Origin of the sequence: Nostoc sp. ATCC 53789, assembly GCF_009873495.1 — a bacterium.
In the GTDB taxonomy this organism is placed as follows: Bacteria; Cyanobacteriota; Cyanobacteriia; order Cyanobacteriales; family Nostocaceae; genus Nostoc; species Nostoc muscorum_A.
Genome location: NZ_CP046703.1, coordinates 3,109,076 through 3,123,232, shown reverse-complemented (window position 1 = coordinate 3,123,232; position 14,157 = coordinate 3,109,076). Strand labels below are relative to the sequence as shown.

The 14,157-nt window shown below is 43.5% G+C and carries 10 protein-coding genes; 3 read left to right on the top strand and 7 right to left on the bottom strand.

Going from position 1 to position 14,157, the window contains the following annotated elements:
- The first annotated feature begins 471 nt into the window (after positions 1–471).
- Positions 472–1,755 (top strand): aspartate aminotransferase family protein, encoded by a 1,284-nt coding sequence (locus GJB62_RS12815; RefSeq protein ID WP_114084500.1) that lies wholly within the window; start codon positions 472–474, stop codon positions 1,753–1,755.
- A 47-nt stretch (positions 1,756–1,802) separates the two neighbouring features.
- Here the strand turns inward: GJB62_RS12815 and GJB62_RS12810 are convergent, their stop codons facing one another.
- The 3 genes from GJB62_RS12810 to GJB62_RS12800 form a co-directional block, all read right to left on the bottom strand.
- A complete protein-coding gene (locus GJB62_RS12810; RefSeq protein ID WP_114084501.1) occupies positions 1,803–2,411 on the bottom strand; it encodes a DUF4129 domain-containing protein in 609 nt (202 codons plus the stop codon).
- Between the two features lie 190 nt (positions 2,412–2,601).
- Positions 2,602–3,090: a DUF2243 domain-containing protein gene (locus tag GJB62_RS12805; protein WP_114084505.1), complete on the bottom strand. Its 489-nt coding sequence runs from the start codon at positions 3,088–3,090 to the stop codon at positions 2,602–2,604.
- A 137-nt stretch (positions 3,091–3,227) separates the two neighbouring features.
- Positions 3,228–3,620, bottom strand: coding sequence for a pentapeptide repeat-containing protein (locus GJB62_RS12800; RefSeq protein ID WP_114084502.1), 393 nt, complete (start codon positions 3,618–3,620; stop codon positions 3,228–3,230).
- Between the two features lie 303 nt (positions 3,621–3,923).
- On the opposite strand from GJB62_RS12800, the gene GJB62_RS37015 reads away from it, so the two are divergent.
- Both GJB62_RS37015 and GJB62_RS37010 read left to right on the top strand, forming a co-directional pair.
- The gene (locus GJB62_RS37015; protein ID WP_209271446.1) at positions 3,924–4,412 is read left to right on the top strand and encodes a hypothetical protein; all 489 of its coding nucleotides are present in this window, start codon (positions 3,924–3,926) and stop codon (positions 4,410–4,412) included.
- Positions 4,409–5,137 (top strand): transposase, encoded by a 729-nt coding sequence (locus GJB62_RS37010; protein WP_209271445.1) that lies wholly within the window; start codon positions 4,409–4,411, stop codon positions 5,135–5,137. The genes GJB62_RS37015 and GJB62_RS37010 overlap by 4 nt, the downstream gene beginning before the upstream one ends.
- A gap of 422 nt (positions 5,138–5,559) precedes the next feature.
- Here GJB62_RS37010 and GJB62_RS12790 read toward each other — a convergent pair whose 3' ends face one another.
- From GJB62_RS12790 to GJB62_RS12775, 4 genes are all read right to left on the bottom strand, one after another.
- Positions 5,560–5,997, bottom strand: coding sequence for an Rrf2 family transcriptional regulator (locus tag GJB62_RS12790; RefSeq protein ID WP_012411254.1), 438 nt, complete (start codon positions 5,995–5,997; stop codon positions 5,560–5,562).
- Positions 5,998–6,350: 353 nt separating this feature from the next.
- The gene (locus tag GJB62_RS12785; RefSeq protein WP_114084660.1) at positions 6,351–7,700 is read right to left on the bottom strand and encodes a PAS domain-containing sensor histidine kinase; all 1,350 of its coding nucleotides are present in this window, start codon (positions 7,698–7,700) and stop codon (positions 6,351–6,353) included.
- A 129-nt stretch (positions 7,701–7,829) separates the two neighbouring features.
- Entirely contained in the window at positions 7,830–10,868 is a 3,039-nt protein-coding gene (pgmB, locus tag GJB62_RS12780; protein WP_114084659.1) for a beta-phosphoglucomutase, read from the bottom strand.
- Between the two features lie 346 nt (positions 10,869–11,214).
- Complete coding sequence (locus tag GJB62_RS12775; protein WP_114084658.1) at positions 11,215–13,632, bottom strand: sucrose synthase; 2,418 nt, start codon at positions 13,630–13,632, stop codon at positions 11,215–11,217.
- Positions 13,633–14,157 lie beyond the last annotated feature (525 nt).

The following is a 14,157-nucleotide window of genomic DNA, read 5'->3' as shown; positions in this document are numbered from 1 at the left end:
TACACTTTTACCGGACACCATAACTAGAGACTCCGGTAAGAACATATACCATCGTAGTAGCGTGGCAAGACTAAAATAGTGCATTGGACGTAAGCTGTTAAGCATTTAATTTGCACATTGAGATCGCAGGAGGGCAGGGAGCTAGGGAGAGGGTTTGCAGCCGTGCTAGTAGGTTGGGTGGAGTGAAACGCAACCCAACATTACCACCTTATTTATGTTGGGTTACGCGATCGCACTTGACATTCAAGACAGTCACTTGCGATGCCTAGTTTGGGCTGCATCTACGCAAATTGGCTATCGCTCAGACTCTTGCACAAGTGTTAAAGTCCAAAGTTTTTTCACCACCGCCAAGGTTATATAAGCGTTACTCTAAGAAGAAGTCCGAATTGTGATAAATAAAAAGTATTTTTTAGGGATTTCTAGGAAACTAGTAAATAACTATATAATGAAAAACTTTCAGGAGGAGCGGTAGTGAGCCTACAAACTCTCGTTGACCAAGCCACCATCTCCCCAGATTCAGGGTCTGTAGCATCTAGTCCCTTTGATGCAGATAGCTTCAATGAAGCTGTCATGTCTACCTACGGTCGGTTTCCTTTAGCTCTAGAACGGGGTGCTGGATGCCGGGTTTGGGATACACAGGGGCGAGAATATCTGGACTTTGTAGCGGGAATTGCCACTTGCACTTTGGGACACGCCCATCCAGTTATGGTAGAAGCGGTAACACGCCAAATTCAGAAGCTGCACCATGTCTCTAATTTGTACTATATTCCTGAACAAGGTGAATTGGCAAAATGGCTTGTTGAACATTCTTGTGCCGATCGCGTATTTTTCTGCAACTCTGGAGCTGAAGCTAACGAAGCTGCAATTAAACTGGCGCGGAAATATGCCCACACAGTATTAGACATTGAAAAACCAATTATTTTAACCGCCAATGCCAGTTTCCACGGGCGGACTTTGGCCACCGTTACCGCTACAGGACAACCGAAATATCAAAAGTATTTTGATCCTTTGGTTCCTGGGTTCTACTACGTAAATTACAACGATATTAACGCTGTGGAAGTGGCGATTAGTGAGTTGGATGAAGGTGATTACCGGGTAGCGGCAATTCTGATTGAGCCATTGCAGGGAGAAGGCGGTGTGCGTCCGGGAGATGTTGCTTATTTCAAAAAGCTCCGGCAGATTTGCGATGAAACTGGCATTTTATTGATTTTTGACGAAGTGCAAGTTGGTATGGGGCGCAGTGGCAAATTATGGGCTTACGAACATCTTGGCGTTGAGCCGGATATCTTCACCAGTGCCAAAGGCTTAGGTGGCGGTATTCCCATCGGTGCAATGATGAGTAAGAAATTCTGCGATGTTTTTCAGCCAGGGGAACACGCCAGCACATTTGGCGGCAATCCTTTTGTGTGTGGTGTAGCACTCAGTGTTTGCCAGACATTGGAACGGGAAAATATTTTGCAGAATGTGCAAGACAGGGGTGAACAGTTGCGATCTGGGTTGAGAGCGATCGCAGCGAAATATCCTCAGCAAATTGGCGAAGTTCGGGGTTGGGGTTTAATCAACGGTTTGGAGTTGCGAGCCGATATCCAATTAACCGCAGCAGATATTGTCAATGCTGCCATCAAAGAGGGTGTATTACTAGTACCAGCCGGGCCAAAAGTAGTCCGGTTTGTGCCACCGTTAATTGTCACAGAGGCGGAAGTAAACACTGCCTTGCAAGCTGTAGACAAGGCGATCGCGGTTCTCACCAAATAGAATATTGTTTGTTTTGTGTAGAGACGTTGCAATGCAACGTCTCTTTTTCATTCTGGGGAAATTTCCCGATAAGCTTGCCGACACTGCTCATAATTGTCTGGCAAAATCTCGGCATTCCCAAAACATAATTGCTCGTGAGTGGTAATTAAAGTTTCGTAAGGTTGTATGGGAGTTACAGATGATCGCAGCAATTGCAGATATTCTCCATCTGTACGACTGAGTTTGTGGGGTGCGATCGCTTTTTGATGCAACTGCTGCAACATTGCTAAATAGACACAACGGCAAGCCTCACGGTAGTTACCTTGACGATAAAATTCTTGCGATCGCTCCAACAAAAGTGCTATGGATGCCTCACTAGAGCGAGTTTTTGCACGAAAATCAGTCAGATTTCCACTTCTATTCAGCCAAGAATATACATAAGGGCTGAATTCCCGCCATAATTGCCAACCTACCCAAACTATAAATAAGCCAATTACCAGCCAAAACAGAAATTTCAGCAACTCACCTAACCAAGGGCTAATCGACCATCCATTAGGCAATTCTGGTAGAGTTTTCTCAAAGCGGTAAAACTGGTATTCCCACCATTCTCCCGCTTGTTGTTGAAATTGGGAAAGCTGCCAACTCCAGCTAGTTTTTTCAAAAGTATCTGTAGGCATAGAGGGGGAGTGGGGAGCAGGGGAGGTGTGGGAGGTGTGGGAGGTGTGGGAGGCAGGGGGAGCAGGGGAGGTGTGGGAGGTGTGGGAGGCAGGGGGAGCAGAGGAGGCAGGGGGAGAAGAACTATGATTATTAACCTATGCCCAATGCCCAATGACTAATGCCCAATGCCCAATGACTAATGACTAATTACTAATGACTCTTGACTAATGACTCCTTTTTTATCATTATCCAGCCGATAACAACAAGTAGCACACCGAATGCCAAAAATCCTAGATCCCAAGCTAACTCATTTGGGCCTGGTTTCACATGATGAACACCGAGAATTTGGTGGTCAATTAAACCTTCAACCAAGTCGAACAACCCACTACCAATCAGTATTGATCCAATAAAGGTCTGTGATGACCAAGGAACATCATCACGCCGGCCAGCACGCCATAGTAACACAAGTCCAGTGGCCGTGAATACCCAATCTAAGGTATGAAAGAACCCATCCCACACCATGTTCAAATCGATATTCGCTCTGTTTGTCAGAGGTCGAATGCTACTAAGCATGTGATGCCACTGGAGGATCTGATGCAGTAAAATTCCATCAATAAACCCCCCAAGACCCACACCAAGAAAAATCCCAGCAGTAATTAATGGTGCGCGTCGGTTGATGGTTCCACTTTTTGCCTCCATTGTCAACCTCATAGATAGGCTTTTTCACCAAAATACAACTCTTTTAGCAAAAATATCTTCTATCTTGAGGCAAGTAGGGTCATTGAAGGAGGTAGGAGGGCAATATTCTTCTCTTTTGAACTGGTTATATTGTTAAATTAATCTTCAACTTTTATTTGCATACCAGCTTTCACTGGGTCGAAATCTTGGGGAAAATGGGTGCTGCGATCGTAGTCTGCTTTTTCTAGCTTTACTCCTTTGAGATCGGCTTGGCGGAGATTCGCTGACATCAACAATGCTCCCCTAAGATCGGCATCCCTCAGATTAGCTTGTTCGAGATCGGCGAAACTCAGGTCGGTTCCCCTGAGATTAGCGCCACTTAGGTTAGCTTCACTCAAGTCAGCATAACTCAGGTCACATCCTTTCAAGTTAATGCCTTGCAAATCGGCATCACCCAGTTCTGCTTTACTAAAGTCCCGTTTTCCTGCTGCATAACTCTCCACAAGAGTAGCGGCAGTATTTATGGGCTGTTGAGAATTAACTTCAGGCATATAACAGCCTCACATGTTGTCTGGTTATTAATATTAATAAGGATTACATCACAAAAAACGTCTAACTAGACAATTGAGATAGCAAATTTTTCAAAACTATCTTGCTTGAGGTGTGGTTCAACTGACTAGTTACTCAAAATTTTCTTCTTTCGACTGTATTTTTTGTAAGAAATATTTTATATTGTGTCCGTATTATTATTTACTAAACCCACGAAAGGTAAGGGACTTGCGAAAAAATAAAGTACCAGCCATTCTAGAATATTTAGGAAGCGCGGATCTACTAACCCCCACTAAATCTCTAGAATGAAAATCCCTCAAGTCATGCTGACTGACACCATCAAATCTACCTTTAAAGATGCAGCCAAAAAACTAACTGGCAGTCGCAAAAGAGACTTCATGGCAAAAGTCACCGAAGATTACTTCGATAGTTCAGCCCGCAAAGCAGAAACAGTGTTGGGGTGGAATCGCCAGAGTGTACAACTTGGCTTGGATGAACGGCGGACGGGGATAGTCTGTGTAGATAACTATCAGGCAAGAGGAAGACACAAGAGTATTGAGATTCTGCCCAATTTAGAATCGGATATTCGTTCATTGGTAGATGCTAAAGCTCAAACCGACCCAAAATTTCAATCAACTTTTCTGTATGCGCGCATTAGTGCCAGAGCAGTAAGAGAGGCATTGTTAGGTGAAAAGGGATACGACCAGAGCGAATTACCGTCTCGCCAAACCCTAGGGACGATTCTTAATGGCTTGGGGTATCGCCTAAAAAAACACAAAAAACCAAGCCCTTGAAAAAGATTCCCCAAACAGATGCCATATTTGAGAATGTGTTCCGGGAGAATCAGGCATCAGATGAGAATCACAAATCGTTGAGAGTGTCTATTGATACTAAAGCCAAAGTGAAGATTGGGAACCTTTCTAGAGGTGGTAAAGCCCGGACACTGGAGGCAAAAGCCGCTGATGACCACGATACACAGTGGCAAGAAGTCTTAGTTCCATTTGGTATTCTCAACACACACAGCCAGCAGCTATCAATTTACTTCGGTCAGTCGGCTGAAACTAGTGATTTTATTGTCGATTGTTTAACCGCTTGGTGGCATGAGAATCAACACAATTACCTTGAGCTTGATGAATGGGTGATTGATCTCGATGGCGGTGCGGCGACTCGCAGTGACCGCACACAATTTATCAAACGCATGGTTGAACTGTCTGATGCGATTAATTTAAGAATCCGACTGATTTACTATCCTCCCTACCATAGCAAGTACAATCCGATAGAACGGTGTTGGGCTACTTTAGAAAACTATTGGAATGGCGCGATTTTAGATTCTGTTGAAACCGCACTACATTGGGCTTCTAATATGACTTGGAAAGGTATTGCACCCATTGTACATCTGGTTGAAACCACCTATGAAAAAGGAATTAAGGTTCTTTCACAAGAGTTAGAACAATATCAACCTTTCTGGCAACGTTCTGAAACATTACCCAAATGGGATATCACGATTGTCCCAGTTTGATTGGTATCTTATTTTATTGCAAGTCCCTAACTTTGCCAAAGCTATACTTTGTCTGTATAGAAATAGCAGATTACAGGCTCTGATTTAGTGATACATTTAGCCAGAGCCTCAATGAATACATTCCCATACGGTGTATGGGAACGAGCAAAGCCTCATCAAGCTACACCGTAGGCTAAAAAAAGGCTAAATATGGTCAAAGCGGAAATGACTATGAATTCAAGATAAAGGTTCAACTACCTCGCCCTGAAAGGGACGAGGATTGACCAAACCAATTTGGACAACATAAGCGTTGAATAGCCTAATCCGACGTTTAACGGGATTAGTTATTGCTTACTAGATTTATGTAAAGCCGCCCTCCAGTTCGTAAAAGGGCGGGGTTTCAGACCCAAATTTCTGATGAAAATTTTCCCACTTCACCCTTTCTAAATGTAATACATGAGTTCCTTCTGCTTTCTTAGCGATCTTCGTTCACAAAGGTCTTGGAGTGTATATTTTTCCAAAACGGAGTTAGCAGCTTGACGTGCTTCCTGCCAGACTTCTTGAATTAGCTCACCTTCTACCGTGTTGGGAGTCGGCTCAGAATCAGATACAACAATATCTGACCCCTCCATGCAGCTAAAAGCATCTAACACTGTAATCTTTCCAGGGTCTCGTGCCAAAACATAGCCACCTTTGGCTCCGCGTATACTTTTAATTAAACCTCCACGTCTTAATGTTGCCAGAAGTTGTTCCAAATAGCGGTTTGGTATATCTTGTAAGACCGCTATTTCTCGAATTTGCAGCGCTTCACCCTTAGGGTAGCAGGTTGCTAACTCTAACAGGGCTAGAAGTGCGTATTCTGATTTGTTAGAGATTACCACAGGCGTAATATTTGAAACTCACACTTAAATATACAAAGTCCTTGAGTTTGTTTCCCTAAGCTATTGTTAAGAAAAACTTTACAATCAACTAATTGTTGACCGGCTAACTTTACTTTAAATACCTTTTAGTATAGAAGCAATTACTTTTTGTTTTGAATTCAATAAATAAAAGTGATTAATTATTGTACGGTCTTCCTCGGTTGAAAGTGGTTCAAAAGCTTCGTATATCTAGCTTGAAACCCAATGTTGTCAGAGTTTGTTAGCCTGAAATTGGGGGTCTATGCATCCATTGGAAGGCAAGAACATTCAATCGCCAACTAATAAGAAATAAAAAGAAGCACTAGTACAAGCGACTATACATACAAATTTCTCGAAAATGGCAGGATGACTGTAAAGGTAGTTCCTGCATCGATCGCACTTTCGACAATAATCTCGCCGCCATGTAAATCTACAGCCTGCTTGACGATGGACATCCCTAATCCCATTCCTGGGATATTGCCTGTATTACTGGCGCGATGGAAGGGTTCAAATATGTGTTCAATGTCAGCAGGAGGAATGCCAATACCAGAGTCTTGAGTCTGGAATATAGCTCGCTCGTTGGCAGTGGTTACAGAAAACTTAACTGTGCTACCAATGGGAGAGTATTTTAGACAATTCGAGAATAAATTACTCAAGATTTGTCGCAGTAGTTTAGCGTCTAGGTTAGCTGAGGTACATTGGCACTCACTGCTAAAAACGATCGCGTGTTGGGAGCGATCGCTCTGTTCTAATTCTTCTAATAGATCGCGGCAAAATTCGACCAAATTTAGGGGTGTTGGATTAAACTCTAACTTGCCTGTTTCATCCTGATTCAGCACCAGTACATCATCCAGCAACTGGGTTATATGCATAACAGATGTTTGAATGCGACGTAGGTGAATCTGTTGGCGCTCGTCGCTCCATAGATGGCGATAATGTTCTAGTAGTTCTGCCGAAGAGTGGATGGTAGCCAAAGGGTTGCGAAATTCATGAGAGGCGGTGGTGAGCAATCGGGATGTAAGTTCACTAAACTCTCTTTCTTTGGCAAGCGCTAGTCGCATCGCCTCTTCTGCCCATTGCAGCTTGGCTTGAATGCGCTTGCTTTCGCTAATATCGCGCAATAGCCAACGCAGACCAACTAAGTTACCTTGTTGATTACGGATAGCAGCCACCTTCATCGCAGCAACAATGGGTGTTTTGTTACGTGGCCGCATATTTGCTTCCCACTCTTGCATTTTCCAGTCTGGAGTTTCGGCGCGATCGCTCAGATGAGTCAGTTTCAAATGAAAAGCAATCAGTTCTTTCTCAAGCACAAAAATTCCTAAAGGTTTGCCCAACAGGAAATTCTTTGAGATGTTCAACATATTCTGGGCGGCAGAATTAGCTTCCTGAATTACTCCTCTTGGATCAGTTACCAAATAGGCATCTGGTACTTCCTCAAACAATTCTTGGTAGCGTTGACCTTGTGCTATCAAAGACTGTTGAGCGTTAAATAATTCTTCATTCTGTTGCTGTAAGTCTTCATTAGCTATTTGCATTTCTTCCAAAGCTAGGTAGAGTTCCTTGAATACATCTGTGATGAATTCAATATCTTCCTGTGCTTTTTGCTGTTCACTCTGGCGTTGCAAAAGGGCGACGCGCTTACGCATAAGCTCTATCTGTAAGGCTAAATCGTCCAAATTCACGCTCTTACTCCTAATTTGGATATCTAAAGTTGAGTTTTATTTTAGATTCCCTTCTTGGACGATCTTAGCTTTATATCTCCTGGTCTAAACGCAAGGGATTTTACGCATACGCATCACACTTCATAAATTTTATTTGGAAGTCCCTGAATGTTTTTGTCTGGCAATGTCACTCAATCTGGCTCTTAAATCTGCCCATTTGATACCTTCTAGGCTGGGTAAGACAACATGAGCGGCTCCAACTCGTTCAACGGGGCCAAGTCCTACTGCCCACATTCCAGCAGCTAGAGCCGCTTCAATGCCTGCTGCGGCATCTTCTACAACTACAGATTGTGCTGGTTCAAGTCCTAGCTGTTTGGCTGAGTACAAAAATAGATCGGGTGCTGGTTTGGGTTGCTGTACACTATAACCGTCTGCGATCGCATCTACTTTATCAGCAATGCCCAATCGCTCGATTACTGTGCGGGCATTTTTGCTGGCTGAACCAATGCCGATTTTAATCCCAGCTTGTCGCAGTTCATCCAAAAAGGCGATCGCACCTGGTAACAAATCCTTGGATGTCATATTTTGAATCAATTCTACATAGTAGCGATTCTTCCGCTCCATCATCTCTTGGATTTGTGCTTCCGAATAAGGTCTATCCCCAAGAATCAGCATGAGGGAAGCACGACGAGATACACCCCGCAGCGCTTCGTTATCCTGCCGATTAAACGGTATCCCCTCTTCATCTGCTAACTTCTTCCAAGCTAGATAATGAAGTTCTGCTGTATCTGTCAGCACACCATCTAAATCGAAAATGAATCCTTGGATGTTGGGGGACTGGGAATTCGGGATTGGGGAAGATGAGACAGATAAAGAAGAATCACTCTTGCCTTCTGCCCCCTGCCCCCTGCCCCCTGCCTCATTTGTGGGATTTGGGGATAGGGAAAGTTGGAGATATTCTAGTTGACGAGTTATATCTTGGGGGATTTGTCCTTTGCGGAGATCGAAATCGTGCCATTTATTGCCCCAATGCAGTTTAAACTTCAGGCGCGTCCAGCCATCAGGCAGATGGGGGTTAGCTACTGGGCCATTTTCGGTGATTTGGATGCCACCGAATCCAAAAATTACAGCTTGCCAAATGCCACCAGCACTAGCACCATGAATTCCATCGCTGGTGTTACCTCGGTTATCTTCAAGATCCACCATTAATGCGTGCAGAAACACTTCGTAAGCTTCAGTTGATTTGCCCAAATCGGAAGCTAAGATGGCGTGAACTGCTGGGCCAAGGGAGGAACCATAAGTAATATCGGTACGGGGTGCGTAGTAATCCCAGTTTGCCTGCAATGCTTTTTCGCTGTAGGGAAAATCTGCTGATTCTCGCATTAAATAAAGAAGCATCAATATATCTGGTTGTTTGATTACTTGATATTTGTTGATTTTCTCAACACCCAAGATCGGTTGCATAGAGCGATCGCGTGGTTCGTAGTCTGCTAAATTTATATCTTCTAATTGGAAAAACCCCTCACACTGCTCAATGAGTTCTGTTGATGGGTCATAGAGAAACAATATTTTGTTGATAATATCTTGCCAGTGCGATCGCTCTTGAACGGTGAGTTGTAGTTTTTCTTCTAATTCTCTGGCTCGTTCGGGGAATTTTTGAACCAACCAATCATAGACTGCGATCGCTTTCTCTAAATGCCATTGTGTCATCCGGTTTGTAAAGGCATTATTGTGAACGAGTTCATGGTATTCATCCACTCCGATCACGCCGCGAATTTCATACTGTTGACGCTCAGGATTGAATTCTACCCGACTGGCCCAGAAGATAGCGGTATCTAAGATGATCTCTGCGCCGCACTTTTGCATCCACTCATCATCACCAGTGGTTTGCCAGTAATTCCAAGCGGCGTAGGGGATATCTGCATTGATATGAATTTCGCGATCGCGACACCAAATCCGCACGTCTTCACCATAAAAATCATTTCCGAGTGCCCAACGTGGTGTTACTTCATCTCCAGTATCAGCACTTTCCCAGGCAAACATTGCCCCTTTATAGCCGTAATGGGCCGCTTTGCGTCTAGCTCCTGCTAAGGTGTGCCAACGGTAAGTAAGTAAGTTTCGAGCGATCGCTGGCTGGGTAAATATAAATAGAGGCAGCATAAAAATTTCTGTATCCCAAAATATATGACCGCGATAGCCAAACCCCGAAAGGGTTTTAGCAGGAATGCTCACCCGATCATCATTGCGTGCGCCAGCAATCAGCAGCTGAAACAGATTGTAGCGAACAGCAAAAGTAGCTGTGCTATCCCCCTCAATCAAGATGTCACTTTGCTGCCAAACCTCATCCCATGCCTGCTGATTGGCTTTTTGTAGTGTTGCGTAGTCTGGCAGCTGTGCGAGTTTTTCTTGAGCGGCTGAGACTGGGGTATCAATCTCCTGCGAGGTAAAAATTGTCACTAATTTTTCTACTGTTACGACCTGTTGCGCCTTGGCCAAGAAGTTACTGCTTAAGGTTGGATAACCAGGTGCAGTATTGACTTGCAAAGATGCTTCAGCACCTAATATTGTCACCTTAGCAGCCATTCCGAGTTCAATTCGGGAGTGGCGGGTGCGGCGTTGCAACCAGATTCCTTGGTCAGTTTTGCCCTGATCTAGTCCTTCCCAGTGATTGAAACCCTGATTTTCGGGATAGCCGTTGATACTAGCTTGAATTTCGATTAACCCATCAAAATCTATTGGCGTTAAATGGCAGCGTAGCGCCAACACGTGCGGATCTGCAAGACTGGCAAAGCGTTCAAAGCTGATGTCTATGGTGTTTCCACTAGGAGAACGCCAACGCAAAGCCCGGATGACTAATCCCTGACGGAGATCGAGTTGGCGATCGTAGCTCAATATCTCACCTTGATCGAGACGGAAGCGATCGCCATTCACAATTACTATCAAGGGTAGCCAGTCAGGGCAATTTACCAGTTCCGTGTACACCACCGGTACATCATCGTAGACACCGTTGATAAAAGTAGCTGGTAATGAATGAGGATACCCTTCCTCAAAACTACCTCTTGTTCCCAAGTATCCATTGCCGATTGTAAAGACGGTTTCTTTTGATTGCAATTGTTCAGGGTCAAACTGGGTTTCGATTAATATCCAGTCTGTGTAAATAAAATGGCGAGAATGGTCTTTTGTTTGCATAAAGTGGGGAGTGGGGAGTAGGGAGTAGGGAATTGGAAATTGGAAATTGGGAAATTTGATTCAAAGGTTGATGAATAAGTCTTTGAGCTTAATGCTTCAAGTTCTAATACCAATTTAATGTGAAGTTGCACATATCTTGATCCCCCTAAATCCCCCTTAAAAAGGGGGACTTTGATAGATGTTTTCCGGTTCCCCCCTTATTAAGGGGAGCCAGCGCGGTCTTGGGGTCTCCCCAAGTGGAGCGACTGGCGTGGGCTAGGGGGGATCGAATTCTATGTAGCTTCATAAAAAATTGGTATAACACCTCCTTATAGACTCAAAATCTCCATCTAGTCATAATTACGAATTACGACTTAGCCCCCGTATGCTTTTCTAAAATCTTTTCGGCTCTAGGTTTATAAATGAGATGGAATAATGTTTCCATATAGCGATCTCTGGCTTCGTTATTTTCTGGCGCAACAAAGTTCCAAAAAGTAAACATTTTTGCCAGTAGTAGTAATTGATTACTATGTAAATGCCAATTGTATCGGTTATGAACTCGCTGACTCATCCACTCTGAAACTTCGTACCAATGTTCAGGATGAGTATTGCATTGTTCAATAAAATCTAAAATTTTCTTTGCTGTTTCTCCTAAATCTGTAGGATTAACATTAAATTCCTCCTCTTGGTTTTCGATAATTTCTAAAGAACCGCCAAATTGAGTAGCAAAAGTTGGCAAGCCAGAAATCATCGCTTCCAAAATGCTCCGTCCAAAGGATTCAAAGCGGGCAAAGTGGACAGAAATTCCCTGACAATCTGCAACTACTCGGTAGGCTTCGCCAAGGTTGCTGCTAGGAATACGCATCCCCAGCCAGCGAATCTTACTATGGAGATGATATTCATCAATAATATTGTGGAGTTTTTGGATTTCTTCTGCTTCTTCTGGGTTTGTAGCTTCATCAGGATGCAGTTTACTACTCAAGAGTATCAAGTTGCAATGCTCTTGCAACCTCTGACTTTGACCAAAGCACTCAGCTAATCCCGCAAGGTTTTTGATTGAACTGATGGAACTAACGGAAAAGATTGGTCGCTTATTAGGGCTATCTAAATGACCTAATATTTGAGGATCTTCGCGGGTAAAGAGTAGGTCGTGAATTTCTATACAAAGGTTAGAATCTCGGTTTTCTTTCTGGCTATAAGGAAAGAAAATACTTTCATTTACTCCCGGTGGTACTAAGTTGAATTTGGGACTAAACAAATCAATTCCATCAACTACGTGATACAACTGCGGCATAGTAAAGCATTTATACGATTCGTATTGACCTATGGTGTCTGGTGTGCCGACAATTTCTTGATAGGAGGATGTGATGATGAAGTCGGCTGCATTCATGCTAATTAAATCAGCAGTGAATTGTGCCGAAAAGTGGTATTGATTTTCTAAATCTTGCCAATATAAATTACTAAATAGATATTTAGGCTTTTCTAAAGAATGGGCAATATTGCACTGGGTAACTTTCATCCGGCGAGATAAAAGAGAAGCCACTAAGTTACCGTCGCTGTAATTGCCAACAAGAAGATTAGGTTTACCTTTGAATTGAGTTAGTAATTCTTTTTCTGCATCTAAAGCAAATTGTTCTAAATAAGGCCAAATGTCAAATTTAGAAATCCAATTGTTAGTAATTTCTGGATTGAATTCACCAAAAGGAACGCGCAATATCCAAGCATTTTCAGTATCTTCGACTTTTTCTAGGGGCAGGTAGCAAAATGTCCCCTCACAGTTAGGAATTAGTCGGGTGAGAATAATTACATGGGGTTTGATACCTAGCTGGTCTAGTCCAGCGAGTTTGATTTGTTCGCGCAGTTCGTTTTCTAAGCTGCGAGCTTGTTCGAGGACGTAAATAACTTGACTAAGTGTTTCATCTCTTCCTAAAACATCTTCCTGTCCAACCCAACCGTGGATGGAAATGAGGACGACGCGAAAAACGGCGGGGACGCGGGCGACAAATGCTTCTAATATGCCCGGTTCTGGAGAGTAAATGAGTCGGTCGAGGAGTTCTAGGGTTTCGGAGACTCGCGCCGCAGTGTTACCCCAACCTGGCTCAAAGCCGAGTTCTTGGAGGTCTAAGCGGAATTTTTCATAAGGTTCATCAGGCGATCGCTCATTCAGCAATTTGAGCGCTAGCTTAATTTGTTTGGCTAAATGAATACCGGAGGGAATGCGATCGCTCAACAGCAGCCGAATTCCATCATGTTGTAGCCCCTGTAATGCTTTAAACAACATTTCTACCCAATATTCGGGGTCAGCCAACAATTGATTGCACAGGTAACGGTTAAGGTAGGCTAAACCTTGACCAATATTTCTGGGGTCGTCAATTCTTGGAGAATCCTCGTAAAAGGGGTGGAGGTCAATTTCGAGGATACCGGGTTGGTAGCGGTTGACTAGGCGATCTCTTACATCTAATAGCGCTTGTTGCGTCATCTGCTCGAAGCTATCCAAATTGGCTGTCAATCGCCAAACTTCCTGGTTAGCAATCGTGGGTCGAATCACAAACCAAATACTTTCCTCTTCGATAATTATTTCGTGAGTGTACTGTATCAGTTTGCCAATAGAAGAAGAGTAGTAAAAATACGCTGGCTTTTGGGATTCATGACAGTAATCGGCAAAAGCTTGCAAAATCTCATTTCTTAGTAAGTAACGCTTACCTGAAGCACTCAACGTATAAATTAACTGATGTAGAGCAGTTTTTTCATCACCGTTGAAGACAGCTTGAACTAGTTCATACATGATGACGAATTCCAAAACTTTAGCTAGTCCACGACCTCATTCTTTTTTCCAGTCTCCGGTTCCGTGAGGTACATTTCCCACCTAATAGTAGGTAACTATGAAGACCACGCGCGTCTAGCTATGGGATGAAACCTTGCGAGGACTTCAAATCTATGGGATGAGGGAGTTACCTGGATTTCTCACAAGTGAGAAATCCAGGAGCGTGGGAGGTGTGGGAGGTGTGGGAGGTGTGGGAGGATGGGGAAGAAATCTGACCCCGCACACTCCCCTGCCTACACTATGCGTGAGAAATCCGGAGTTAGTCATTTGTCATTTGTGAGCAGAGAAGAGCTTTTGTTTGATCCCATACCCAATGCCCAATTCAAAAAACTGCCAATTTGGCCAGAGTAACAGCAAAGACAGATTATTCTATGTATAGTAGTTAGTTCTCAATCAGGCATAAAACACTATTCTCGGTCAAGCAATACAGCCAAATTTGAGCGATCGCTAGTAGAAAATTACTCCATAAATAAGTTAAATCCAGCA

Bases quoted from the DNA above. Each gene is read 5' to 3' on its own strand.
- GJB62_RS12810 (WP_114084501.1), bottom strand. From the start codon at position 2,411: ATGCCTACAGATACTTTTGAAAAAACTAGCTGGAGTTGGCAGCTTTCC.
- GJB62_RS12805 (WP_114084505.1), bottom strand. From the start codon at position 3,090: ATGGAGGCAAAAAGTGGAACCATCAACCGACGCGCACCATTAATTACT.
- GJB62_RS12800 (WP_114084502.1), bottom strand. From the start codon at position 3,620: ATGCCTGAAGTTAATTCTCAACAGCCCATAAATACTGCCGCTACTCTT.
- GJB62_RS37015 (WP_209271446.1), top strand. From the start codon at position 3,924: ATGAAAATCCCTCAAGTCATGCTGACTGACACCATCAAATCTACCTTT.
- pgmB (WP_114084659.1), bottom strand. From the start codon at position 10,868: ATGCAAACAAAAGACCATTCTCGCCATTTTATTTACACAGACTGGATA.
- GJB62_RS12775 (WP_114084658.1), bottom strand. From the start codon at position 13,632: ATGTATGAACTAGTTCAAGCTGTCTTCAACGGTGATGAAAAAACTGCT.